Origin of the sequence: Acidithiobacillus sp., assembly GCF_023256195.1 — a bacterium.
In the GTDB taxonomy this organism is placed as follows: Bacteria; Pseudomonadota; Gammaproteobacteria; order Acidithiobacillales; family Acidithiobacillaceae; genus Acidithiobacillus_A.
Genome location: NZ_JAGDWX010000011.1, coordinates 1 through 24063, shown reverse-complemented (window position 1 = coordinate 24063; position 24063 = coordinate 1). Strand labels below are relative to the sequence as shown.

The 24063-nt window shown below is 62.5% G+C and carries 31 protein-coding genes, 1 tRNA gene, 1 pseudogene and 1 riboswitch; of the genes and pseudogenes, 20 read left to right on the top strand and 13 right to left on the bottom strand.

What is annotated here, in order from left to right:
* Nucleotides 1–2: 2 nt before the first annotated feature.
* From Q0C23_RS01815 to Q0C23_RS01790, 6 genes are all read right to left on the bottom strand, one after another.
* Entirely contained in the window at nt 3–947 is a 945-nt protein-coding gene (locus tag Q0C23_RS01815) for a beta-ketoacyl-ACP synthase III (RefSeq protein WP_291510671.1), read from the bottom strand.
* Nucleotides 944–1969 carry a phosphate acyltransferase PlsX gene (gene plsX / locus Q0C23_RS01810; protein WP_291510670.1) on the bottom strand — a complete coding sequence of 342 codons (1026 nt, stop codon included), beginning with the start codon at nt 1967–1969 and terminating at the stop codon, nt 944–946. The genes Q0C23_RS01815 and plsX overlap by 4 nt, the downstream gene beginning before the upstream one ends.
* Before the next feature lie 27 nt (nt 1970–1996).
* Nucleotides 1997–2182 (bottom strand): 50S ribosomal protein L32, encoded by a 186-nt coding sequence (gene rpmF / locus Q0C23_RS01805; protein WP_291510669.1) that lies wholly within the window; start codon nt 2180–2182, stop codon nt 1997–1999.
* 2 nt (nt 2183–2184) lie between these two features.
* Nucleotides 2185–2592 carry a YceD family protein gene (locus Q0C23_RS01800; RefSeq protein WP_291510668.1) on the bottom strand — a complete coding sequence of 136 codons (408 nt, stop codon included), beginning with the start codon at nt 2590–2592 and terminating at the stop codon, nt 2185–2187.
* Between the two features lie 126 nt (nt 2593–2718).
* On the bottom strand, nt 2719–3600 hold the full coding sequence (locus tag Q0C23_RS01795) for a YihY/virulence factor BrkB family protein (protein WP_291510667.1): 882 nt from the start codon (nt 3598–3600) through the stop codon (nt 2719–2721).
* Nucleotides 3597–4289 (bottom strand): DnaA/Hda family protein, encoded by a 693-nt coding sequence (locus tag Q0C23_RS01790; protein WP_291510666.1) that lies wholly within the window; start codon nt 4287–4289, stop codon nt 3597–3599. Before Q0C23_RS01790 ends, Q0C23_RS01795 begins: the two co-directional genes overlap by 4 nt.
* A 249-nt stretch (nt 4290–4538) precedes the next feature.
* Here Q0C23_RS01790 and Q0C23_RS01785 point away from each other — a divergent pair, with 249 nt between their 5' ends.
* The 4 genes from Q0C23_RS01785 (at nt 4539) to Q0C23_RS01770 (ending at nt 7745) form a co-directional block, all read left to right on the top strand.
* Entirely contained in the window at nt 4539–5156 is a 618-nt protein-coding gene (locus Q0C23_RS01785; RefSeq protein ID WP_291510665.1) for a Fe-Mn family superoxide dismutase, read from the top strand.
* 141 nt (nt 5157–5297) lie between these two features.
* A complete protein-coding gene (gene purM / locus Q0C23_RS01780; RefSeq protein WP_291510664.1) occupies nt 5298–6335 on the top strand; it encodes a phosphoribosylformylglycinamidine cyclo-ligase in 1038 nt (345 codons plus the stop codon).
* Nucleotides 6328–7005 (top strand): phosphoribosylglycinamide formyltransferase, encoded by a 678-nt coding sequence (gene purN / locus Q0C23_RS01775; RefSeq protein ID WP_291510663.1) that lies wholly within the window; start codon nt 6328–6330, stop codon nt 7003–7005. The genes purM and purN overlap by 8 nt, the downstream gene beginning before the upstream one ends.
* The gene (locus Q0C23_RS01770; RefSeq protein ID WP_291510662.1) at nt 6987–7745 is read left to right on the top strand and encodes a molybdopterin-binding protein; all 759 of its coding nucleotides are present in this window, start codon (nt 6987–6989) and stop codon (nt 7743–7745) included. Before purN ends, Q0C23_RS01770 begins: the two co-directional genes overlap by 19 nt.
* On the opposite strand, the gene Q0C23_RS01765 is transcribed toward Q0C23_RS01770, so the two are convergent.
* The gene (locus Q0C23_RS01765) at nt 7742–8806 is read right to left on the bottom strand and encodes an ADP-ribosylglycohydrolase family protein (RefSeq protein ID WP_291510661.1); all 1065 of its coding nucleotides are present in this window, start codon (nt 8804–8806) and stop codon (nt 7742–7744) included. The genes Q0C23_RS01770 and Q0C23_RS01765 overlap by 4 nt on opposite strands.
* 176 nt (nt 8807–8982) lie before the next feature.
* Between Q0C23_RS01765 and Q0C23_RS01760 the strand changes: the two genes are divergently transcribed.
* Together Q0C23_RS01760 and ppk2 are read left to right on the top strand one after the other, a co-directional pair.
* Complete coding sequence (locus tag Q0C23_RS01760; RefSeq protein ID WP_291510660.1) at nt 8983–10371, top strand: dihydrolipoyl dehydrogenase; 1389 nt, start codon at nt 8983–8985, stop codon at nt 10369–10371.
* Between the two features lie 12 nt (nt 10372–10383).
* Nucleotides 10384–11160, top strand: a complete 777-nt coding sequence (ppk2, locus tag Q0C23_RS01755; RefSeq protein ID WP_291510659.1) for a polyphosphate kinase 2 — start codon at nt 10384–10386, stop codon at nt 11158–11160.
* A gap of 5 nt (nt 11161–11165) precedes the next feature.
* Here ppk2 and rnr read toward each other — a convergent pair whose 3' ends face one another.
* Nucleotides 11166–13394 carry a ribonuclease R gene (rnr, locus tag Q0C23_RS01750; RefSeq protein ID WP_291510658.1) on the bottom strand — a complete coding sequence of 743 codons (2229 nt, stop codon included), beginning with the start codon at nt 13392–13394 and terminating at the stop codon, nt 11166–11168.
* A gap of 37 nt (nt 13395–13431) precedes the next feature.
* On the opposite strand from rnr, the gene Q0C23_RS01745 reads away from it, so the two are divergent.
* The 10 genes from Q0C23_RS01745 (at nt 13432) to Q0C23_RS01700 (ending at nt 18346) form a co-directional block, all read left to right on the top strand.
* Nucleotides 13432–13518 (top strand) — tRNA-Leu (locus Q0C23_RS01745).
* Nucleotides 13519–13725: 207 nt separating this feature from the next.
* Nucleotides 13726–14256, top strand: coding sequence for an AAA family ATPase (locus Q0C23_RS01740; protein ID WP_291510657.1), 531 nt, complete (start codon nt 13726–13728; stop codon nt 14254–14256).
* A gap of 75 nt (nt 14257–14331) precedes the next feature.
* Nucleotides 14332–14895 (top strand): HdeD family acid-resistance protein, encoded by a 564-nt coding sequence (locus tag Q0C23_RS01735; protein WP_291510656.1) that lies wholly within the window; start codon nt 14332–14334, stop codon nt 14893–14895.
* Nucleotides 14896–14912: 17 nt separating this feature from the next.
* Nucleotides 14913–15185, top strand: a complete 273-nt coding sequence (locus Q0C23_RS01730) for a hypothetical protein (protein ID WP_291510655.1) — start codon at nt 14913–14915, stop codon at nt 15183–15185.
* A 16-nt stretch (nt 15186–15201) separates the two neighbouring features.
* Nucleotides 15202–15627: a phosphate-starvation-inducible PsiE family protein gene (locus Q0C23_RS01725; RefSeq protein ID WP_291510654.1), complete on the top strand. Its 426-nt coding sequence runs from the start codon at nt 15202–15204 to the stop codon at nt 15625–15627.
* A gap of 112 nt (nt 15628–15739) precedes the next feature.
* The gene (locus Q0C23_RS01720; protein ID WP_291510653.1) at nt 15740–15934 is read left to right on the top strand and encodes a hypothetical protein; all 195 of its coding nucleotides are present in this window, start codon (nt 15740–15742) and stop codon (nt 15932–15934) included.
* An 11-nt stretch (nt 15935–15945) separates the two neighbouring features.
* On the top strand, nt 15946–16155 hold the full coding sequence (locus tag Q0C23_RS01715; protein ID WP_291510652.1) for a hypothetical protein: 210 nt from the start codon (nt 15946–15948) through the stop codon (nt 16153–16155).
* A 118-nt stretch (nt 16156–16273) separates the two neighbouring features.
* Entirely contained in the window at nt 16274–16486 is a 213-nt protein-coding gene (locus tag Q0C23_RS01710) for a hypothetical protein (RefSeq protein ID WP_291510651.1), read from the top strand.
* Entirely contained in the window at nt 16483–16851 is a 369-nt protein-coding gene (locus Q0C23_RS01705) for a DUF2237 domain-containing protein (protein ID WP_291510650.1), read from the top strand. The genes Q0C23_RS01710 and Q0C23_RS01705 overlap by 4 nt, the downstream gene beginning before the upstream one ends.
* Nucleotides 16852–16879: 28 nt before the next feature.
* Nucleotides 16880–18346, top strand: a complete 1467-nt coding sequence (locus Q0C23_RS01700) for an exonuclease domain-containing protein (protein WP_291510649.1) — start codon at nt 16880–16882, stop codon at nt 18344–18346.
* Here the strand turns inward: Q0C23_RS01700 and Q0C23_RS01695 are convergent.
* From Q0C23_RS01695 to Q0C23_RS01675, 5 genes are all read right to left on the bottom strand, one after another.
* Entirely contained in the window at nt 18252–19214 is a 963-nt protein-coding gene (locus tag Q0C23_RS01695) for an alpha/beta hydrolase (RefSeq protein WP_291510648.1), read from the bottom strand. The genes Q0C23_RS01700 and Q0C23_RS01695 overlap by 95 nt on opposite strands.
* 9 nt (nt 19215–19223) lie before the next feature.
* Complete coding sequence (nfsA, locus tag Q0C23_RS01690; protein WP_291510647.1) at nt 19224–19961, bottom strand: oxygen-insensitive NADPH nitroreductase; 738 nt, start codon at nt 19959–19961, stop codon at nt 19224–19226.
* A 90-nt stretch (nt 19962–20051) separates the two neighbouring features.
* Entirely contained in the window at nt 20052–20570 is a 519-nt protein-coding gene (locus tag Q0C23_RS01685; RefSeq protein ID WP_291510646.1) for a group 1 truncated hemoglobin, read from the bottom strand.
* A 116-nt stretch (nt 20571–20686) separates the two neighbouring features.
* A complete protein-coding gene (locus Q0C23_RS01680; protein ID WP_291510645.1) occupies nt 20687–21220 on the bottom strand; it encodes an SRPBCC family protein in 534 nt (177 codons plus the stop codon).
* 202 nt (nt 21221–21422) lie between these two features.
* A complete protein-coding gene (locus Q0C23_RS01675; RefSeq protein ID WP_291510644.1) occupies nt 21423–21554 on the bottom strand; it encodes a hypothetical protein in 132 nt (43 codons plus the stop codon).
* A gap of 233 nt (nt 21555–21787) precedes the next feature.
* A riboswitch (Fluoride riboswitch) is annotated at nt 21788–21849 on the top strand.
* 422 nt (nt 21850–22271) lie between these two features.
* Between Q0C23_RS01675 and crcB the strand changes: the two genes are divergently transcribed.
* The 4 genes and pseudogenes from crcB to Q0C23_RS01660 all read left to right on the top strand — a co-directional run.
* On the top strand, nt 22272–22649 hold the full coding sequence (gene crcB, locus Q0C23_RS01670) for a fluoride efflux transporter CrcB (RefSeq protein ID WP_291510643.1): 378 nt from the start codon (nt 22272–22274) through the stop codon (nt 22647–22649).
* A gap of 10 nt (nt 22650–22659) precedes the next feature.
* Nucleotides 22660–22977, top strand: a complete 318-nt coding sequence (locus tag Q0C23_RS01665; RefSeq protein WP_291510642.1) for a DUF190 domain-containing protein — start codon at nt 22660–22662, stop codon at nt 22975–22977.
* Between the two features lie 487 nt (nt 22978–23464).
* Nucleotides 23465–23692: pseudogene (locus Q0C23_RS09835) on the top strand (Arm DNA-binding domain-containing protein); the annotation flags it as partial.
* Between the two features lie 18 nt (nt 23693–23710).
* A partial coding sequence (locus Q0C23_RS01660) for a site-specific integrase (protein ID WP_291510679.1) occupies nt 23711–24063 on the top strand: 353 nt, incomplete at its 3' end.

Below are 24063 nucleotides of genomic sequence, written 5' to 3'. Positions count from 1 at the left end.
GGCTAAAGCCAGCGCAACAAAGCCGAACCCCAAGTAAAGCCACCGCCAAAGGCCTCCAGCAAAAGATGCTGCCCAGGCCGAAAGCATTGACGCCGAGCCGCATCGTCCAGGGCCAGAGGCACCGATGCCGCCGACACATTGCCGTGGTGCGCGACCGTCGTCACTACCCGCTCCATGGGCAGACCCAGCTTTTCGGCCGTGGCCTGAATGATGCGGATATTGGCCTGATGCGGCACCAGCCAGTCGATATCCTTGCCCTCCAGACCATTGGCGGCGAGGGTCTCCTGAACGATTTCTCCCAAAGTGCGTACGGCCATGCGGAACACGGCATTGCCCTGCATCGTGAGCGTATCGGCGGCTGCCGGCACCTGCAGCAGGTCGGCGTAACGGCCGTCGGCATGCAGGTGGGTGGACAGGATGCCGGGTTTGCTGCTGGCCGACAGCACCACGGCTCCGGCGCCATCGCCGAAGAGGATGCAGGTACTGCGATCGTCCCAGTCGACGATGCGCGACATCTTCTCGACCCCCACCACCAGGGCGTGCCGCGCACCCTGACTACGGATGAAGCGATCCGCTGTGGCCAGGGCGTAGATGAATCCCGTGCATACAGCCTGCAGGTCGAAGGCGGCCGCACCTCGATTACCGAGACGACTCTGCAGCAGACAGGCGGTGCTGGGAAAGATCTGATCCGGCGTCGTCGTCGCCACAACGATGAGATCCAGCGCATCCGCCGCCAGTCCAGCCGCCTCCAGGGCGCGCTGAGCTGCTACCGTCGCCATGTCCACCACGCCCTCGTCCGCCGCTGCGATGTGGCGGCTCCGGATACCGGTGCGTGCCACGATCCACTCGTCGCTGGTATCCACTCTCTGGCTGATCTCGTCATTGCCGAGCACCCGCTCCGGGAGATAGGAGCCGGTTCCACACAGACGGCTGTATAAGGGTGTCACGCGCTGCTGCGGATGGCCTGAGCCAATCCCTCCTGGATGACCTTGGCGATCTCGGTGGTCAGGCCCTGCCGGGCTTCGGCGATGGCCACCTCCACCGCCCGGGCGAAGGCATAGCGATCGGCATTACCGTGACTCTTGATGACGATGCCGTTGAGACCGATGAGGGTCGCGCCATTGTACTGCCGCGAATCCAGGCGGCGACGCAGCTTCTGCAGGATAGGCCGATTGACGAGGTAGGCCAGTCGCCCGTAGAGGCTGCCCGAATACATGTGGCGCAGCTCGTTGCGGATCATGGCAGCCAGACCTTCGGAGGTCTTCAGCGCCACATTGCCCACAAAACCATCGCAGACTACCACGTCACAGTGACCCGCATAGATATCGGAACCCTCGACATTGCCGATGAAGTTCAGGTGGCTCGCGCGCAGCAATGCCGCCGCCGCCTTGACCAGCTCGTTCCCCTTGATCTCCTCGGAGCCGATATTGAGCAGGCCCACGCGCGGCGCCGCCGTGCCCGTGACCTGCTGGAAGAGGACCGAACCCATGACCGCAAACTGCAGCAGATGCTCGGCATGGCAGTCGACATTGGCACCCAGGTCCAGCATCAGCACCCGGCCGTTCTGGGAGGGCAGAAAGGTGGCGATGGCGGGACGATCGACGCCGGGGATCGTGCGCAGAAACACCTTGCCCATAGCCATCAGCGCGCCGGTATTGCCAGCGCTGACCACCGCATCGGCCTCACCGGCACGGAGACGGTTGATGGCCACGTGCATGGAGGAGTCGCGCTTGCTGCGCAGGGCCTGAGCGGGAGACTCGTTCATGGCGATGACCTGGGTCGCCGGGCAGACCTCGATCTGTGTTGAGCCTTTCAGCCGCGAACGCGAAATCTCACGCCGCAGGATGGCTTCATCGCCCACCAACTGAAACTCCACGTCGGCGTGGTCCTTGATGAGACCGGCAAGGGCGCGCACCACCGTGCGCGGACCCGAGTCCCCGCTCATGGCATCCACCGCAATCCGCGTCAAGATCGATCCCCTCGACGCACCGGGTGATCAGGCCTCGACGGCCTTGCGTACTACCTCGCGGCCCTTGTAGTGACCACACTCGGGACAGACGTGGTGCGGCAGCTTGGCAGCACCGCAGTTGGCACAGGTGGAGCGATTCGTCACCACCAGAAAATCGTGGGCGCGCCGCATGTTGCGCCGGGACTTGGAGGTTTTACTCTGTGGAACGGCCATCTCTATTCTCCAGACAAATGTTCGTGCTTGAATTCCAAGGGCTCGACGGTCACGCCCGATACTGGACAACGACCACCGGACCACTGCTCACAGCGCGGCAGGAGCGGCAGGGAAAGGAGCACCTCCTCCTCCAGCCAGTCCTGCACATCCACTACACCGGCCTCGGCGAGCACCGGCTCCGCCGCCGGGTCCACGGCCGTCGCTGCGGCTTCCGAAGCAGCCAGGGCCGTCCGCACCGCGAGCTCCGCCTGCCATGGAAGCTCCCCTTGGCAACGCTCACAGCGCAGCCGCACTGCCACCCGGATCGTCCCCGTGGCCAGCACGCCCTGCCCGCACCGACGCAGCGACAGATCTGCGTAGACCTCGTCCACACCCAGGCACAGCGCCTGCAGACGCTGCCATCCCTGCACGAGCGGCACCCCCTCAAGGCGGTCACCCGTCGGAGATATGCGCGAAATCATGAGACTAGCGGAGTCTGGCGCAGGCATGAGGCGGGCATATTAGCGAGAGCGTGGAGGCAAGTAAAGTGTAGCGCTTCAGGAGGCGGACGCACGCCCCTCGCGCGCTGCGGCCAGCTCAGCGCCGTAGAGCACACCGCACCACGCAAGAAATAGCCAGAGCAGGAATATGGGGAACGCGGCCAGCGCGCCATAGAGCGATTCAAAGGTGGAAAAACGTATATAAAGACTGAGCAACAACTTGCCCGAACTGAGCAGGAGAGCCGCAGCGAACCCCCCCAGCAGCGCATCGCGCAGCGTCACCCGCGCCGCCGGCAGACTCAGGTAGACGAGTGACAGAAGCACTGCCTCCACCACGAAGGCGATCAGCGCCGTTAGGCCCGTCAGAGCTTCGGGCAATGGTCCGAACCAGCGTAGCACCTGCCCTATGGGCCCCAGCAGCACCAGACTGGCGGCGAGTCCCAAAGGGCCAAAGACCAGAATCAGGAGATAGCGCAGGACACGACACCAGCGGCATTTGGGCTTCACGCCCCAGATGGCATTGAGATGACGCTCGATGGCCTGGATCAGGAGGATGGCGGTCACCGCCAAACCGGCCACCCCGAAATACCCCAGCTGCACTCCTCGCGCCGCCAGTCGATCGATCTGTCCCAGGACCGTTTCCCCGACGCTGGGCATGAAGTTGCTGAGCACGAGTTCGTTGAGCTGGTTCCGCAGGCTGTCGTCGAAACCCACCAGATTCCAGAGGCTGAACACCACCACGGCAAAGGGCACGACTCCCAGCAGAGTGGTGTAGGCCAGCAGCGAGGCCCGATCGATACAGTCGTCTAACCAGAAACCGTGGCCTGCACGCGCGAAGCGCAGCGCCAGACGCTGCCAGCTGGCCTGACCGGGCCGGCTGCGCAGCGCGCGTGCCACCGCCTTGCGCCGCAGCATGCCGCGATCGCCGGCGTCGCTCACGCGCTACCCCGACTGGCAAGGAACATGCGCAGGCGCGCGAGGCTGGGGCGTCCGTGCCTTTGCCACAGCCAGGCGGCAAAATCGTCCAGCAGCGCCTGCAGTTCGCCCAGCTCCCGCGTCTGGTGCCGCAGCAGATACTGGAGCACGGCATCGGGCCAGACGAGTCCTTGACGCGCGCCCAACTGCTGCAGGATGGCCAGAACTCCCGCTTCATCGGGCGCCCTCAAGGCCAGCGGTATCAGGGCCGTGGCCCGGCTGGCCCAATCGGGCAGACTCCAGGCAATCTCTGCCGGAGCCTGCCGCGCCGCCATCACCGTCGGCCGCCCGCTTTCCCGGCGACCGTTGTAGATGCGATAGAGCCAGCTTTCCGCCTGCCGGTCGCCGGCCCAGGCCGAGACATTGTCGAGGCACAGGAGGGGGGCGCCGCACCAGCGCTCCTCCGCGGTAGCGCACAGACTCTCTGGCACAAGCTCGGCACAGTCCAGGTAGGGGTGCCAGCTCCCACGCGCGAGCGCCAGCCATTGCAGCAGGTGGGTCTTGCCCACCGCTGCCGGACCGTGCAGGAAAACGCCTTCGCTGTCGCCAAGGTCGCTCAAAACCGCTAGAACCTCCTGACGGTCCAGGGGCAAAAAGGGCCAGATCGGCGTCGCACCCAGTTGCCCCAGCGGCAGGAGCAACTGTTCGGCCACAGGGGTCACCGTCCCGGCGTCGCCGAACCTTCGCGTATCTTCGGACCGAATCCTTTCCTCCTTCAAGGGCATGCGTTCTGGCACCCTTCTGCCCGCGTCCCGGCCAGTGTAACAAAGCGGCTGACCACGCGCAGCCCAGCTATCCGTTGGGCAGCGGATGTCCTTGTCGTTTGCAGGCCCTGCGGGCCCCGTCTACAATTTGGGCCGAAACGAGCAACATTTCGATGACCGTGACAGGAGATGAAGGCAATGTCCGAATACACTGTGCGTGAAGAGCTCAAGCCAAGTGGTCTGGATGGAATCAGTGACGATCAGATCAACGATCACTGGGGTTTGTACAAAGGCTACGTGACCCAGAGCAACGCCCTGCATAAGGAACTGGAGGAGATGCGCGCCGCCGGCAAGACCGGGACGCTCGCCTACGCCGATCGTCGCCGTCGCTTCGGTTTCGAGTACAACGGCATGGTTTTGCACGAGTACTACTTTGCCCAACTCAAGCCCGGCAGCAATATCGATCAGGCGCCCCACTTCAAGGCCGCGGTAGCGGAACAGTTCGGCAGCGCCGAAGCCTGGCATGAGGATTTGATGGCCGCCGCCAAGAGCCGGGCCATCGGCTGGGCCATCTGCTACTACGACGGCACCACGGGGCAGATCAACAATCACTTCGTGCAGTTGCACGAGGACGGCAACATCGGCGGCTTTGTCCCGCTGGTAGTCGTGGATGTCTGGGAGCACGCCTACATGGTGGATTGGAAGGCCCTGGGTCGGCCCGACTACCTGGCCGCTCTGCACAAGAACATCCACTGGCCCGTGGTCGAGGCGCGCTTCCAGGCCGCCAAGAGCGGACAGATCTTCAAGCGCTTCTGAGGTCCGAGGGCCGGTCGCATCCGGTCCTGATCGACTCGGGATGCAGCGCGGGGCGGCCACGGCCGCCCCTTTTCACGTGGGGACTTTTGACAGCCGCGGCCGCGCTGCTTACCATCCCTGCAGATCATCGAGGACCCACCTGTGGATCAGCCCAAACCCCTTTCCTATAGAGACGCCGGCGTCGACATCGAGGCGGCCAACGCCCTGGTGGATCGTATCAAGGGCCTGGCCGCCGCCACCCACAGGCCGGAGGTCATCGGCGGTATCGGCGGCTTCGGCGGGCTGTTTGCGCTGCCCCAGGGCTATCGCGAACCCGTGCTCGTCTCCGGCACCGACGGCGTCGGTACCAAGCTGCTCCTGGCGCTGGAGGCGCAGCGGCACGAGGGTATCGGCATCGACCTCGTCGCCATGTGCGTCAACGACATTCTGGTATCCGGCGCCGAGCCACTCTGGTTTCTGGACTATTACGCCTGCAGCAAGCTGGACCCACAGGTGGCGGCGACGGTCATTGCCGGCATCGCCGAAGGCTGTCATCAAGCCGGCTGCGCGCTCCTGGGCGGCGAAACGGCAGAGATGCCGGGCATGTATCCCAACGAACACTACGATCTGGCTGGGTTTGCCGTAGGCATCGTCGAACGCAGTGCCCTTCTGGACGGTAGCCGTTGCGGTCTCGGTGATGCCGTGATCGGTATCGCCTCATCCGGTCCGCACAGCAACGGCTTCTCCCTCATCCGCGAGATCCTGGTACGGGCGGGCGCCCACCGGCACCTGCAGATCGATGGCGAGAATCTGCTGGACCTGCTGCTGCGGCCTACCCGCATCTACGTGCGCGGCATCCAGGCTCTGCGCCGGGACGTGCCGGTACACGCCCTGGCCCACATCACCGGCGGCGGCCTCGACGAGAATCTGCCGCGCTCACTGCCCGCCGGACTCGCCGCACTGATCGACCCCAAGGCCTGGCAGTGGCCCGGCATTTTCCACTGGCTGCAGGAACAAGGACAGGTAGAACTGGGGGAGATGCGGCGCGTCTTCAATCTCGGCATCGGCATGGTCGCCATCGTCCCCTGGCTGGACCGCGATCGGGCTCTGGCCTGCCTCGCGGCTGCGGGCGAAACGGCCTGGGTCATCGGGCGGCTGCAGGAGCGGGGCGATTCGGACGGGGTAGTCTATCTTGACTGATCGCCTGATCGTCCTGATCTCCGGGCGAGGCAGCAATCTCCAGGCGATTCAGGCGGCCTGCGTCAGTGGCCAGATTCCGGCGCAGATCGCGGGGGTCATCAGCAACCGTCCGGAGGCCGCGGGGCTCGCCATCGCTCGCCGTGCCGGGCTGCCCACCCAAGTGGTGGATCACCGCAGTTTCGCTAGCCGGGAAGACTTTGAAGCGGCGTTGGACGAGGCCATTGCAACCTGGCCCAGCGACTGGATCGTGCTGGCAGGATTCATGCGCGCCTTCACGCCGGGCTTCGTGGACCGCCATCGGGGGCGCCTCGTCAATATCCACCCTTCCCTGCTGCCCGCCTTTACCGGCCTGCACACCCACAGCCGCGCCTTGCGTGCCGGCGTGTGCTGGCACGGGGCGACGGTCCATTTCGTCACGGCGGAACTGGACGGCGGGCCCATCATCGCCCAGGCAGCAGTGCCGGTAGACCCGGAGGATGACGAAGCGCGCCTCGCCGACAAGGTACTGGCAGCGGAGCATCGGCTCTACCCCCTGGCTCTGGCCTGGCTCTGCCGCGGAGCGCTGGAGCTGGAAGGGGACCGCGTCCACTGGCGGCAGTCCCCGCCTCCGCAGGAGCGGTCTCTGCTGGCCATGATCCCGGAGGACGGTACATGCACCGTGCAGAGATAGGGCTGCTGATCATCGGCAGCGAGATCCTTCTGGGCAAACGCCAGGACCGTCACTTCGCCCGCAGTCGCGATCAGCTGGCCGAACGCGGTTACGATGTGGCCTACTGCCTCATCGTGCCGGATCGTTGGGAGCTTCTGCTGAGCCAGCTGCGCTGGGCCTTTACCACGGGAATCCCCTTTTTCTCCTTTGGCGGACTGGGCGCCACACCGGACGATCTGACCCGCGCCTGTGCGGCCGCTGCCCTGGAGCGCCCTCTGCACCGCCACCCCGAGGCCGAGGCCATCATCCGCCGGCGCTTCGGCGCAGAAGCTGAGCCGGTACGCATCCGTATGGCGGATCTACCGGAGGGCGCTGCCCTCATCCCCAACCCCATCAATGAGATCCCCGGTTTCGCCATCGCTGGCGGATATTTCTATCCGGGATTCCCCCAGATGGCCGAGCCCATGAGCCAGTGGGTGCTGGAACGCTACTTTCCCGCCCAGACGGCGCTAGTGGAAGGCCGGGCCTTGTTGGATGCCGTACGCGAGAGTGATCTGGTCCTGTGGATGGAAGACTTCTGCCGCGCCCACCCCGCGCTCGAATTCTCCAGTCTACCCAGCTTCCGCGATGGTCACAGCCGTATCGAGCTCAGCATCCGCGGGCCCGCCGCGGAGCTGGAGTCGGCCTGGCCCGCGCTGTTGCAGGCATTGCAGGCGCGCGGACTGAAACTGGACATACTGCTCGAACCGCAACAGCCCTAGGCAAGCATCGCCAGGCGACGAGCCATATCCAGATAGCGTTCGCCCTCGCGCAGCCCGCGCAGAAAGCGCTCCGGGATGCCGGAGAGGCCTACCTGAGCGCCCATGAGGGCGCCCGTGAGCATGGCGCGGGACAGGTTTTGACCACCTCCGTTGACCGCATGCAGCAACGCGCCCTCGTAATCCCCGGGGAAACGTGCCGTCAGATAGTATACCGCCGGCAGCTGATGGTAGATGGCGCAGGGCATCCCATAGACGAGGCTTGCCTTCCAGGCCGGCTCGATGACGACGGCCGGGTCGCGAGCCGCCGCCGCGATGTTTCCGGGGGTGAGGAGAGCATCGGGTGAGGGCATCTCACCCGGGCGCAGCGGGCGCTCATCCACTGGCAACGCCGCCAGATCACCGCCGGTAACGGTATGGAACGGCAGAGCGCCACTTTGCACCGCCGCCATGAGCCGGTGCGAGATCCGGGAATCGAAGGTCTCGCCGCGCAGGAGCAAGGCCAGGACACTGGCGTAGGCGAGGCTCATGGCCAGCACCGTGACGTCCTTTTGGGTCAAGGCGACGTGCGCGAGCACTGCCTCCGCCATTTTCGCAAGATCCCCATGCAGCAAGGCCACCAATGGAATGACACGCTCCACACCTTCGGTGGTGTCGGCATAGCCGGCGCATTGGCCCCAAGGACGCCCCTCCACGACGCGCTTGCGCCAGGCTTCGCGTATGGACTGGCTGGTGTAGCCACCGGGACCCTGGCGCGGACTGCCGTCCAGTTGCGGGAAAAACTCCTCGTCGAGGCGGCGGGTGAAGTCTTCCTCCTCGTAGCCGCTCCTGGCCAGCAGCGACTCCATGAGGAGCACCAGCAGCAGTCCGCTCTGCGAGCACTCCCCGGCTTCGAGCCCGTCGTGATAATGACCCGGCGCGGGACGTCGGTAGTCGCTGACCCAAGCGCCGCAGACCCGGCGCATGGTGGGGATGTCGTAGTACCAGTGACAGCCCGTGGCCAGCGCATCGCCGATCAAAGCCCCCAGGATCGCTCCGGCTATCCTCTCCATTTTTTCACCCATTGTCCGCTCAAAGAACCTTTTTCCCAGACTCACACAGTGCAAGTTCCAAAGGCCTTTGGCAAGCAAAGACCGGGGTGGACACCTATCACTGGTGCACGAAAGCTTGCGTCGCATAAAAAGAGCGGCAGATCTCAAACTTGCTATACTCAATCGAGTCCATACAAAGGAAGACAGGCATGGCAGATACGGAAGTGGATCTTTTGACCATCGGCGCCGGCGGCGCCGCTTATCCCGCGGCCTTTCGACTGGCCAAGGCAGGCGCCAAAGTGGTCATGGTGGACCCCAAGGGCGTGATGAGCGGTAACTGTCTTTACGAAGGCTGCGTGCCTTCCAAGGCCGTGCGAGAAACGGCGGCGCTCTACCTGGATCAGGAAAAGTTCCAGCAGCTCGGTTTGCCGGGCCGCATCTGCCCGGACTACGGCGCCATCGTCGCCCACAAGGATGCGGTGCAGAGCCGCCGCTACGCTCAGCACGCGGCGGAATTGGCGGCTGTACCCGATCTGCGTCTCGTCCAGGGTGTGGCGCGCTTCCTCGATCCGCACACCGTGCAGGTACATGGCGAACGAGGGGATGAGCGTTTTCGTTGCCGTCACATCCTCATCGCCAGCGGCTCCGATGTGTTCGTGCCCACCATCCCAGGCGCCGAACTGGCTCTGACCAGCCACGACCTCTATAAACCCGATCCTAGCCTGAAAAGCCTGCCCGCTCACCTGGTGATCATCGGCGGTGGCTACATCGGCCTGGAAACGGCCAGCTTTTTTGCCGCCCTGGGCAGCCAGGTCACGCTCTTGCAGAAGGGTGGCCAGGTACTTCAGGGCATGGATCCAGGCATGGTGGATCAGCTCGTACCGCTCCTGCATCCGCGCATCCACCTACTGCTGGGGGTAGAGGTGCTGTCGCTGGCGGCGACGGCCGACGGCAAGCGCGTCGTACACTACCAGCAGGGGGACAAGAGTAGCGAGATCAGCGCCGACGCCGTGGTCCTGGCCGTGGGTCGCCGCCCGGTTCTGCCCGAGGGCCTGGACAAACTGGACATTGCCGCGGATCGGCACGGTATCCGCGTGGGCCCCGACCTGCGCACGCGCCATCCGCACATCTACGCCTGCGGCGATGTCAATGGACGGGTCCCACTTTTCCACGCCGCGGTGCGCCAGTCCCTGGTGGCCGCACACAACATCCTGGGGGGCGATGTGCCCATGGACTATGCCGATTTCGTGAATGTCCCCACCACCATCTTCACCTTGCCGGCAGCGGCCGCCATCGGCATTACCGAGGCGCGCGCCCAGGCCGAGAACCTCGAGCTCGTCAGCGGCCGTTATGCCTTCGCCGAAGACTCCCGCGCTCAGATCCTGGAGCGCATGGATGGCGAGATCCGCCTCTTCTTCGAACCCGGCAGTCTGCGCCTGGTGGGGGGCTGGGTCGTCGGCATCGACGCCGGCCACCTCATCGGCGAGATCGGCATGGCCATCCAAGGCGGCCTCAGCGCCCACGATCTGGCGCGCTTTGCCGATCAGCATCCCATGAGCGCCGAAGGCATCGGCAAGGCCGCGCGCAGCCTCTTCTGAAAGGATCCTTCCATGAACCAACACGCCGACAAAGCCCAGCACCAGTACAAGGCCACTTTGCACCTGCTCCAAATCGAGCTGGTCAAGTTGCAGCGCCACATCATCAAGCGCGGCGAACGCATTCTCTTGATCCTGGAGGGGCGCGACGGAGCCGGCAAGGACAGTACCATCAAACGCATCATCGCCCACCTGAGCCCACGGGAGACCCGTGTGGTAGCCCTCCCCAAACCCTCGGACCGTGAGCAGACGCAGTGGTACTTCCAGCGTTACGTAGCGCATTTGCCGGCGGCGGCGGAATTCGTGATCTTCAACCGCAGTTGGTACAACCGTGCCGGCGTGGAAAAGGTGATGGGTTTTTGCAGCGATCGCGATTATGAGGAATTCTTTGCCGAGGTGAACGACTTCGAATCCATGCTCATCCGCTCCGGTATCCTGCTGCGCAAGTATTATCTGGACATCAGCAAAAAGGAGCAGAAGGCGCGACTCGAGGCACGTCGGGATAACCCCTTGAAGCAGTGGAAGATCAGCCCCATCGACGAACAGGCCTTAAAGCACTGGAAGGACTACAGCGAGGCCCGCAACATCATGTTCGCCCGCAGTCACACCCATCTCTGCCCCTGGACCTTGGTCCACAGCGACGACAAGAAGACGGCACGACTGCAGCTCATCAAGGATTTTCTGAGCCGCCAGGAGTATGCCGGCAAGGACATCGACCTCCTCGCCCCGGACCGTGAGGTCGTCTTCGACTACGATCCGGCCTACCTGGAAAACGGCATGATTGCCCCCTGAGGCGCTCAGTGCCGGCGGCGACGCTTGCGTCCGCTTTCACCCTCGGAAGATACGCGCTCAAACTCGATCTTGCGCTCGTCGAGATTGACCTGAACCAGACGAACGGGGATCTCTCCCCCCAGCTGAAAGCTCTCTTTCGTGCGGTCACCCACGATGCGATAGTGCTGGGCGTCGAAGTGGTAGTAATCCTCGCCCAGGGTGCTGATGTGCACCAGGCCCTCGACATGCACCTCGCGCAGGGCGACGAACAGGCCGAAACCGGTGACCCCGGTGATGATACCGGTGAAGGTCTGCCCTACCTTGTCCAGCATGAACTCGCACTTGAGCCACTGCACCGCCTCGCGGCTCGCCTCGTCGGCACGGCGCTCGGTCATGGAACAGTGCTGCCCGAGCTCCTTCAACTCCGCAACGCTGAGCCAGCGAGGTTCCCGCTGTTCTGCCGCACTGTCCAACAGTTCCTGGATTCCACGATGGACGATGAGGTCGGGATAACGGCGGATGGGCGAGGTGAAGTGGGTGTAGGCAGGGAAGGCAAGACCGAAGTGGATGCTGGTATCCACGGTATAGTAGGCTTGGGAGAGGCTACGCAGGATCACCGTCTGGATGAGGCTCGCGTCTGGCCGATCGCGGGTTTCTTCGATCACCCGAGCGAGGTCGGCACTGCGTGGTCGGGCCGGAATGCGCACCGGCACCCCCAGCTCGCCCAGAAATCGCCGCAGATCTTCGATCTTGTCCACATTGGGCTCGGGGTGCACCCGATAGAGCATGGGTAGCTCGTGGATGCGAAAGAACTGCGCCGCGCAGACATTGGCGGCCAGCATGCATTCTTCGATGATGCGGTGCGCCACATTGCGCTGCAGCGGCACAATGTTCTCGATACGGCCCTGGTCGTTGTAGACGATGCGCGTTTCCTGCGTGTCGAACTCGATGGTACCCCGCGCCTCCCGTGCCCGGGCCAGAGCTTCGTACAGGCGCTGTAAGGTCTCCAGATGCGCCACCAGCTCGTGCTCACGCGCGCGCAGCGCCTCGTCCCCGGCAAGGATGGCCGCCACCTCGTCGTAGGTGAAGCGTCGACGCGAGCGCATCAGCGCCCGCGCAAAGCGGAAGCGTTCCAGATTGCCCTGGCCGTCCAGTTCCATCTCGCAGACCATGCACAGGCGATCCACCATGGGATTCAGCGAACACAGGCCGTTGGAAAGTACCTCCGGCAGCATGGGGATCACCCGCCGCGGAAAATAGACCGAATTGCCGCGCTTGCGCGCTTCCTGATCCAGGGCGCTGCCGGGACGGACGTAGGTGGCGACATCGGCAATGGCGACGAAGAGGCGGAAGCCACCCTCGTTGCGCGCTTCGGCATAGACCGCGTCATCGAAATCCTTGGCATCGGCGCCGTCGATGGTGACCAGCGGCAGGTCGCGCAGATCGCGCCGCCCCTCCTTCATGGCCTCCGGCACTTCCGGCTGGAACCGCGCGCTCTCGGCCTCTACCTCCGGCGGCCATTGGAAGGGCAGGCCGTAGCTGCGGACGGCGATCTCCACTTCCATGCCGGGCGCCATGTGCTCCCCGAGTATCTCCACGACTCGCCCTTCGGGCAGGTTGCGGCCGTCGGGGTATTTGGTTATCTCGAGAATGACGATCTGGCCGTGCACAGGCTGCAAGGCCTCATTGGGCACTACGGCGAACTCCTGAGGAATGCGGCGATCCTCGGGAACGACATAGTGCACCGAGGCATCGGCGAAGTACCGGCCCACCACCTGGGTCAGGGCACGTTCCAGGATACGCACCACCGCCCCTTCCAGACGTCCCCGCCGATCCTCGCCCACAACCCGCCCCAGGACCACGTCGCCGTGAAAAACCTTGCGCATCTCCCGCGGCGACAGGAAGAGATCCTTGCCGCCATTGTCCGGGACCAGAAAGCCGAAACCATCGGGATGGGCGCTGACGGTACCGCGGATGAGCTCCATGGACTCGACGATGCCATAGGCTCCGCGACGGTTGCGCACCAGTTGACCGTCCCGCTCCATGGCCCGCAGACGCCGTCGGAAGGCCTCCTGGTCCTCTTCCGAGATCTCCAGCTCGTCCATGAGATCCTCGAGGCGCGCTGGCTGTCCGAGTTGCTCGAGGTAGCTCAGAATGAATTCCCGACTGACGATGGGACGTTCGTATTTTTCTTTTTCTCGCTCGTACATAGGATCGCGTGCGGCGAGCGGAAGGTCGGTTTCAGACTCCGGCATTGACAAAGGCTCCTCGATAAAAGATGATTCCGTCCACGCCGAGGTGGCGGAATTGGTAGACGCGCTAGGTTCAGGTCCTAGTGGGCGAAAGCCTGTGCTGGTTCGAATCCAGTCCTCGGTACCACACTCCCTTGTGGGACAGTTCTTGCAGCAGCATCAGGGTCTCTTCCCTCGCTTCGACTGGCGCTATCTTGCGGGATGCGGCGGTTTTTGTCCATGGCCGGCGGCACTGCTCGTTGGCGGCGACACTGCTGGAAACATGCTCCACGATGAGGTGCCATCCCCATTCCATGATCTTGCGGCAAGTCCGCGAAACGGGTAGATGCAGGCTATGAACGCGGATGTATTGGCTATTTTCACTGTCGGCACCAGTGCCGCCGGAAAATCCTCCTGGGCGCAGACCCAGTGCACGCGTTATCCCGAACTCAAGATTCGCATCATCGAAAGAGATCGTCTGCGGCAGGAGGTCTTTGCCGCCGAAAATGCTCAGGATTTTTCCTGGAGTCAGTGGGATCCGGCCAAAGAAGAACGAGTACAGTGGCTTTGGGAAGCGGCTCTGCGCGAGGCGCTGGACCAAGATGTGCTGATTCTTGCCGATACCCACCTCGACCCTCGAAAACTCGAAGAAGAGTCCGCCTGGCTCGCGAGTCTGGGCGTGCGTGAGATGGCCATTCAGTATTTTGCACCAGAACCCTTGGTGGAACTGATCCGTCGCGATCAGTCCCGACCCCATTCCGTCGGCGCGGCCATACTGCGCGAACAGATCCAGAAGATTCAGCCGGAGGAGCGTTACTGGGAGGCTCTGGAAATGGGTCAGCAGCGCGTCCTGCGGCAAAGCCGGGATCCCGCCGCAGCCACCTGAGTTCCAAAACCATGGCAGACGCCTGGGGCGCCTGTGCTAGACTGTCGTCAAGGGCCACTGCAGAAGGATCCCGCCATGGACTGGAAAACGCCACCGGACTTCAAGACCGTCGTGGAGACGGAGCGGAAAATGCTGGGCCGGTTTTTGACGCCCGTAGCCGTCTTTCTCATTCTCCTCGGTTTTTTGGGCATCATCAGCCCCCTTTTTCTATCGGCGCTCACGGACGGGCTCATTGCCTCGGTCCTCATTCTTGGGGGTGCTGCCTGGCTCGCACACAGTTTCGAACTACACTCCCAGAATCTGGGCGACTGGCTGCGCCCCCTGCTGCTGCTGGGCACGGGCGCCATCATGGTGGCACTGCCGCACGCCGGTATCGCCAGTATCGGGCTGCTGTTCACCCTCTATTTCCTCATCGATGCCTATCGTAACTTCAACCGGCCCAGGTCCCTGGACGGCCTCGGGCGCGGCTGGTTCTACTTCAGCGGGCTGGTGGATATCGCCATTGCCCTGCTCTTCATCCTCACCTGGCCGCAGGGCTCCCTGATTCTGGTGGGCATCTTCGTCGGCGTGAATCTCATATTCGACGGCATCGTGCTGCTCATGTTGCGCCACGCCCTGCCCCCGTCCAAGCCCCTTTAAACACCAAAGGACCGCCCATGTTTGCGCTCAAAGTACTTTTCCGTGACCCTGCGGCTGCACAGGACGCCTTGGCGCGCCTGCGCAGCACCCTGGAGCAGCCGAGGTCCGGACCGGCAGAGTATTACCAGGTCCTGGAGCAGATCCTCGCCGAGGGCTGTCAGCTGGAGCACGCCGTCTACGCCGAAAGGGATGTGGTAGCCTGCACCGTTCGCGGTCTGGACGATGCCAAAGCGGCCATGGCCGAGGCGGCATTTCTGGACGCCGGAGCCCTGGAAGTCATCGCGGAATAATAACGGGACAGGACCGATGTACCGTCCCTGGTTCAGTCGTCTGCTGCAGAAACTGAACGATCTCATCCATCTGTTCATCGCCCTCGCGCTGGCGGGGGCAAGCGTTCTGGTCATCGGCCAGTTCGCCAAGGACGTCTGGCACGGCCTGCACACCCATAACCTCACCCTGGCCTTCCTCCACGCTTTGGGGACCCTCTTCATCCTGTGGGTCCTGTCTTCCCTCATCGGCGCAGAAACGACCTATCTGCGCGATGGCGCGATTCCTCTGACAGTATTCGTGGAGGTAGCGCTCATCACACTCCTGCGTCAGCTCATCCTGATTCCTGTCGAGGGAGATAGCGGGCATGCCGGCAGCTGGCCCGGCTTGGAATTCTACTGGATGATCATTGCCGCCGTTCTGGTGGTAGGGATCGCTTATTATCTAGTATCCCGACGTCAATAAAATATTCTCATATATCTCCAGAAGCATTCCCAAGGGAATATTGCATGGGTCGCGGAACCCACGGCGTATTTTATGGTCTCACTATTGTCTCTTGGAAAGATGGAGGATGGACATGAACAAGATATTCAGCAATCAATACGTCGTCCGCCTGGAACTTGATAAGAAGGATCTGGCCAAGATCGTGGAACCCATCGTTCAGAAAGCGGATCACTTTGGTGCCGCGACTCTGGACATGGCGTATCTCCTCGCGGAGCAGGATTACCGAATGGACGACCATTTTCGTCAACCCAAGAATATCTTCAATTGAGGAGCATCGCGATGAAAATCCTGGAAGAGAAAAAATCTTCGGTGGTTCTTGAACTCAGCGTGCAAGAAGCAGAGGCCATTGCCGCGGACCTGCGGGAAAATGCCGGCATCATCGGCGCGGGCGGTGCCGAGCTGCTGAAGCTACTGCCGCAGGGGCAGAATACCGCGGTGCGTGAGGAACGCTACGAATGGGTCGGTCCGGAGGATCTGCGCGGACATTGACAAACCGTATCCATCGGCAGGACTGGTCGCGCCGGCGCCACACACTCAGGCCGCTTGAGCCCGCTACGGCTTAGGGTTAGTCTGAGACTATCCCTTTCTGCCGGGAGTGCTTGAGTTCATGAGAAAAGTTCTGCGTGCCTTCCTGCTGATCCTCGGTATCTTTTTGATACTCTCCGGTCTGCTGTTCTTCTTGCAGGGCACGGGAGTGTTCCCTTACCCGCGCAGCAGCTTCATGATCAACAAAACCATCTGGGAAATCCGCGGCGCATTGATCCTTGCCCTGGGGGCCGCGGTGCTCATCCTGCGTAGTCTGTGGCGGCCCCGTCCATGAGCGAGAATGTGCTGGGCACCACGCTAATGGCCTGTGGTTTTGACCCCAAGACCGGTTTCTACCGCGACGGCTTCTGCCGCGCCGGTCGGGAGGATGGAGGTATGCACGGCGTCTGTGCTGTGGTCACCGAAGACTTCCTGATCTTTTCCCGAGACCGCGGCAACGACCTCATAACCCCACGACCGCAGTGGGATTTCCCCGGCTTGCGTCCGGGTGATCGCTGGTGTCTGTGTGCCCTGCGCTGGAAAGAGGCGCTGGCGGCAGGCTGCGCCCCGCCCGTCGTCCTCGAGGCAACGGATGCCATCTGCCTGAAGGTGCTGAAGCGCGACGACCTACTCGCCCATGCCTGGGCAGCGCCTCAGTAAGCTCCCGCGCGCAGGCGACACATCGTCCTTGCCCCTGTCTGCCGCGACGGTCAAGCTGCTGGCCGACTTGGCGGGCCAGCTGGATGCGCCCCTTGCCTTCATCGATCTCGAGAATACCGGTGGCCATCTGGAGCGGGATCGCATCATCGAGATCGCGGCGATTCTCGTGTCACCTGCGGGTGAGCAAGAGGTCTGGTCGAGCCTGATCCATCCCGGCATGCGTCTGAATCCCGTCGTGCAGGGGCTGACAGGTATCGACCCCACCGAGCTCGCCCAGGCACCGACCTTCGCGCAGGTGGCCGAGGCCCTGCGGGAGCGGCTCACTGGACGACTACTGGTCGCCCACGACGCACGCACGGATCTGGCTTTTCTGCGTCAAGAATGGCGGCGTCTGGGACAGGCATTCCCGGCCGAGGCCCTGTGCACCTTGCGGCTCTCGCGCAGTTGCTTTCCCGAGGAAAAACGCCACGGTCTCGATGCCATCATCGCGCGCCTGCAGCTGGACGCCGTGGGACGCCACCGAGCACTGGCCGACGCCCGCACCGTTGCCGTTTTTCTCGCCCATCTCTACGCCAGTCGAGCCGAACAGGTCCTGATCGCCTGCCACCAGCAACGGCAACGCCCCGCCACACCCAGTGGCCTTGATCCCCAGACATTGGATGCCCTGCCCGATCGCCCCGGCGTCTACCTCTGCTACGGCGAGGGCGACTGTCTGCTCTATGTGGGCAAGAGCGTTCGTCTGCGCGAGCGGGTCTGGGACCACTTCTATGCCGCCAGTAGCCAGCAGCGGGAAATGCGCCTGGCACAGCAGATCCGGCGCCTGGAGTGGATCGAGACGCCCACGGAGCTATCCGCCCTACTGATGGAGGCGCGCCTCATCAAGGAACGACAACCCATACTCAATCGCCGCCTGCGACGCCGGGAGGGTCGCTTTGCCATTGCCTGGGACGGTGTCGAAAGCGGGTCGCCGCGGATCGTTCCGCTGCGGGATTGCGGCCGTGGCGAACTCTACGGCAGCTTTGCCAGCGCCTACCGGGCGCGTCAGAGCTTGCGCCGCCTAGCCCGGCGCCACGGCCTCTGTCTGAAGGCGCTGGGCCTGGAGAAAGCCGCGGAGGGACCCTGCTTCGCACGCCAGCTCAAACAATGCCAGGGCGCCTGCTGCGGCATGGAATCGCGGCTTCTTCACGATCTGCGTCTGGCGGCAGCCCTGCGCCACCTGCGGATAGAACATTGGCCCTGGGATGGTCCCATGGTGCTTACGGAAGAAGGCGGGGGGCAACGCCTCCACCACCTGATCTGGCAGTGGATTCACCTGGGGTGCAGCGCCGACCTCCAGGATCTTCCAGACCTCTGGGAAAAGCGGGAGGGGGACTTCGATATGGATATCTACCGCATCTGCTTCAGTGCCCTGAACCGGAATCTCGGGACTTGGCAGCCGCTGGCACGGCTGCTGTCGACGCTGCCTCCGGCGTCACCCGGGACGTTTCGGCGATGAATTGGAGCACGTCCCGGCGCACCGGAGCCATCCAGCGCAAGGGGCGGGCGAAGGCTCCTATCAGGGTTTCGTGCCCCACTCCGGTGTAATGGCGGAGCACCACCGGAGTCCCCGCTCTTTGCAGGGCGCGGGCAAGGCCATCGGTATTGCGCTTGGGGTCCACTAGGTGATCGTGCCGGGCAGCGCCCAGAAAGACCGGGATGTGGGAGCCTTCGGCAGCGAAGTCGATGGGCTGGCTCCGGGCGGGATAGTCTGGATAGTGAAAAATGGGGCGGATGTTCCGATAGCCGATGGGATAGATATCGTAGGGACCGGCAAGACCGATCCAAGCCCTCAGACGGGATGGTGAGAGCCCCTGTGCAGCAAGCCAGCGGGGATCCAGAGCCAACATGGCGGCATTGTAGGCGCCGGCACTGTGCCCCATGAGAAAGATATTCTGGGGATTGCCGCCATAATGGCCGATGTGTGCAAACACCCAGGCCACGGCGCGCGCATTGTCCTCCAGAAAACCCGGGTAGGTCACCTCCGGATAGAGGCGATAGTCGGGGATCACCGTAATTATACCCGCGGCCGCCAACGCCTCCCCGAGGAAACGGTAGTCCTCCCGCCGGCCGCTGTTCCAGGAACCACCGTACAGAAAGACCACCACGGGCTGCCCGGCCATGGCTGGTCCGCGTGGTCGATAGATATCGAGTCGCCCACGCTCGCCCGGGCCATAGGCCACGGCCGCATTCAGCAGGTAGTCTCGCTGTGGCGTCAGCGCATTGAGAGCGCCCACGGGCGAGCAGGCCGTAAGGAAGAGCGCATAGACGGAGAAGAGCGGCCGCCACCAGCGCCGCCCCCGCAGGAATGTTCTCGCCTTAGCCACCCTCAGGTCTCATCGCTTGAGGAACCCGCGCTCCCGCAGAAAGGCGGCCATGTGCGGACGCGCCTCACGACCCGCAAGGGCGGCGATCTCACGGCTCCAAGTGCTGTCCTTGCGATGATCGGAGCGCGACTGGTAGTAGGCCTGCATCGCCGCGTCGTACTCAGCGATGCGCTCCTCGTCGTGCTCCTCGCTATACCGGTTTTCTTGAAGAACGGCAGCGAGGGGCAGACGCGGCTTGACCTCCACCTCCTGGTCCGGGTACCCGATGCAGAGCCCAAACAAGGGATACACCTGTTCCGGTAACGCCAACAACGCCGAGATCTCTGCCGGATGATTACGCACCGCGCCGATGTAGCAGCAGCCCAGGCCCTGGGACTCCGCGGCGACGACGCAGTTCTGTCCACAAAGCGCGGTATCGACGGTGGCGATGATGAAGTGTTCCGTCATCCCCGGCACGAAGGGCGGGCCCACGCGGTCGCAGACCTTCTGGGCGCGGTGCAGGTCGGCGCAGAACACCAGGAAAACCGGCGCGAGTCGCACATACTCCTGCTGTCCGGCAAGCTCCGCCAGTTGTGCGCGCAGACCGGTATCGGTGATATGGATGATGCGGTACGCCTGGATATTGCTGGAGCTGGCAGCCTGCTGGCCACAGCGAACGATGGTCTCCAGCAAACCATCGGGAAGGGGATCGGGCCGAAAGCGGCGAATGGATCGGTGGGACTGCAGCAAAGTCAAGACATCGCTCATGGAATCCTCGCATTCGGACAGGGGCCGCCCTAGGATAGGGGCAGCCGAATCCCCTGTCATCCGCGCCGCTCCTTCCTGTAAGGCGCTGCCTCAGCCCAAAGGCCCTTTGGCGGTCACGACTTCGGGCTCCATGGCGGCCAACTGCCGCAGCAGGTAGTTCTGCGCCCGGATGGGGATACCACGCTCGTCCATGGCATCGATCATGTCTTGGGCCAGGTAGTTGAAGGCGGCTGTGGTCACCTGCAGCCCCTGGTGCGCCTGGGTCATGTTCTGTCCCGTGTAGGTGCAGGGACCACCGACGATCTCACAGACCTGCTGGGTCAGCTCGTACTTGAGGTGCGGAATATTGGTCTTGGCAAAATAGATGTTGATGTGGGGATCGGCAGCCACCTTGCTGACGAAGGTATCGATGAGCGCCTTCACCCCCTCCACCCCGCCGAACTCCGCGATGTAATTGTGGATGGGCAATTTGATATCCGCCTTCTGAATGGATTCGGGGGTGGCGTGGCTATCGGCAGCGGCAGCCACACCGACATTCAGGGTAAGTGCACCGGCTACGCCGAGCAGAAGCCACTTTTGAACACCGCGATAGAGAGTCTGGTTCAACATGTTGCACTCCATGGTCTGAAAAGAATACGGGCCAGAAAAGATCGCCCACTCACCTTACGCAGGCAGGCACCATCCGGATGTTGCGCCCCGGGCAGGATGAGAAAATCCGGGACCACTCAGGGAGCGCGCAGCATTTCCGTGCGCAAGGCCTCCATCTGCTTGCGGATATACCGGGTTACGAGGCCCTGGGCGAAAGCAAGGGGCAGCACAGTCTCGGGCTTCAGGGTGGCCCGATAGTCCACCAGACTACCACCCGCAAGCGGCCGAATCTCTGCCTGTCCGCTCACCGCCATACTCCCTCCACTGCTATGAAAGTGCACCGCCCGATCCGGTAGCAGATGCACCGACATCACGACGTAGGTGGGGATATGCAACCAGAGCAGATCGACAGAGCCTTCCTGGAGCACAGACTCCCGTTCACCATTGCGCCACAGCACCTGGCTCTTGCGCATCTGTGGTATGAACTGCGCCATGTGCTCGTAATCCGTCATAACCGCAAAGGCCCGTGCGGGACTCACCGGCACAGGGAAGACCGCGTGCACTGCAAAGCTCCCCTCGGTGTGCTGCACCTCGATCTGTAGACCCGGATCTTCGGCAGCCAGGACCGGCACGGGACAAAGCGTGAGCACAACGGAAACCAGCCATCCCATCCACCCACGCCGCGACGCATGCCGACTGCCGCTGAATCCCATGGCCACAGACACCTCCTGAGCGTTCTCTTCCGATACCGCCCGTGAACCCGATTCGATTCTGGGTAGGTATCGGAATCCCTTTGGATCTTGAACGGGAGTTATGGGTTACTACGGAAAAGAAGGTGGTTCGGATGCTAAGGCCGGACGCTCGTCGCGTGGTTCAGCGCACCCACCAAAGCAACCACAAAAGCAGTGCACTGCCGACAGTAACGAGGCCGCTGACAAGGGCTACGCCGAGAATCCTGCGCGCCTGGGCGTACTCTTCTTGGGATCGCTGGTGTCTATTGCTCATGGCGTCCTGCCCTCCTTGCTGCTCGACGAAACAGACCGTTGCGTCCCCTGGGAGTTCCTCCACGGATACCTCCCTTGAGGATTCTTTGAGGATTTCGCCACGGCTCTCCGAACATGTGGGCATTGAACACTACGGGACCCAGTTCCGCCGGTCTGCACATGGCCGCCTGGGTTTGGCAGTTATCCCTCGTCATGCGAATGCGCGTTGACAAAGCGCTCGCGCTTACCTAGCCTTGGCTGACCGGCGATGAAGTCCGCCCGAAACCGCCCCTGTGGCTGATGACTTCTACCAATCCCGCATGAGCGGGAGGTAGGTTTTTTCAGGCCATATGAAAGGGGTGGCATGATCCAAAAGGTCGGGGTGTGGGCTAACGCGATCCGCATTCTTGCGCAAAATCCACTCGCACTGTGCCTATCACTTTGGGGTTTTCCAAAGACTGCGGATGATGCTCGGCTTGATCTATCCATCGACCTCGCCTGTGCCATGTTCCTCGATAGTGCGCTTGGCACACCCGCGCCCTGCCCTATCAGGCTGCGAGAACGTCCGTTTGGGCACACGGAATCTCTCAGTCAGGCATATCTCGTACAATCCTTCCGACAAATTGTGGTGATGGCCACCGGTGCGAGGATGCCGTGCGCATCCATGTGCCCTGTGCGGGTTTGTTGCTATCACGCATTTTCGCGAGTACCTTGCTCACTACAAAAAGGAGAATGATGGATGTTCTGGACCTTAGGGCTCATAGCAATCTTCGCCGTGCTTGGCGCCTGGGCGCGCTACGGCCAATCGATCTTGGTGCAGATGCTGTTCGGTCGCAGTTTCCCTTGGGCCACACTGAGCATCAATGTGCTCGGCTGCTTTCTCATGGGCTTTCTATTTTTTGAGACCTTGGAACGAAGCTCGCTTTCGCCGGAACTGCGTACCGGCATACTCACCGGTGGCCTCGGAGCCTACACCACCTTTTCTACCTTCTCTCTCGAGACCCTGGTATTGTTCGAAAATGGAGAAGCCGTAAAAGCCCTGACCTACATGTTCTCGTCGTTATTCCTCTGTGTGGCAGCGGCTTTTGCCGGTGCCTGGGTATCACGCAGCCTGTAAGAGGTCACTCATGACAACGGTTTCTGTAGTTCGTATATATATTCAGGAAGGCGAAAAGCACGGCGGTCACAACCTCATGGAGGAGATCTTCCGCATGCTACACGACCAGTACAAGGTGCGCGGAGTAACGGCCTTCCGCGGCATCGCCGGTTTCGGCAGCAAAGGCATCGTCCGTGCGGACGATATCCTACGCCTCAATGTGCATCTGCCCCTGGTACTCGAATTCTTCGACACACCCGAAACGGTAGATACCGTCCTGCCCCGGTTGCAGGAATTGGTGCCGGCGGATCATATCCTGCGCTGGGAGGCAGATTGCGGCTGTCCTTAGGCAGGCGCGGATCCAGGCACACTCAAACAGGTATGGACGATTGGGTAACCACGGATAGGGCGGCGCGCCATGCCGAGGCCGAAGCATTTTAGGAGGCACTGTTGCTGGTGAGGTGGCCCGCTGCCCTTTCTGGAGGTGGTGAGAACCGGGAAGCATCCGCCTCATACACAAGATGCGGATATAAAAGCGATCGACGAACCAGGCCCAGATCTCGACCCGGAAAAGAAAAAGGCACCTAGAACAAAATTCTAAGTGCCTGTTTTTTATTGGTGCGCTCGGAGAGATTCGAACTCCCGACCTACTGATTCGTAGTCAGCGGTGAGCAAGTTCCACCATCCTGCACAGCCTTGCCTCATCTTTCATTTAATTAATAGTAACAGACATTTATAAGACAACCGTATTGCACCAACTTGCACCATCCGGCTTGTGATTTTCCTCCAGGCGTCTACTATGTGTCTACTGGGTAGACGATCAGTGGGTCAAGATTATGGTAGACAGAATGAAGCTCAGCAAGCGCAACGTGGACCAAGTTCCCCTCGTTCCGGCTGGAAGTGCGCCTCGGTTTTACCGCGACTCGGAGCTGACCGGCTTCGGTCTTAAGGTTACCGCGCAGCGGAAAATCTTCATTGTAGAACGCCGCGTAGCCGGTAGACCCAAGCGGGTCACCATTGGCCGATATGGTCCCTGGACTCCGGACAACGCTCGTGCCCAGGCACAACAAATCTTGGCAGAGATGGCCCGAGGGGAGCTGCCGACGGAGCGGAAACGACAGGAACGGGTACGCGGCGTGACGCTACGGCAAGCCTTCGCAGATTATCTGGCGGTACGGACGTTGGAGCCCAAGACGGTGACGGAATACCGGAGGGCACTGGAGGTTTACCTCTCGGACTGGTCTGAACGTCCCATCACCCAGATTACCCGCACCAAGGTGCTGGAACGTTTCCAACGCTTGGCCTCTGAGCGAGTCAACGCCACGGCCAATGCTGTCATGCGGGGGTTGCGTGCCGTCCTCAACTTTGCCCAGCACCACTATGGTAGGGACGATAAGCCGCTGTTTCCGGTAAACCCTGTCCAAGCCCTCTCCAA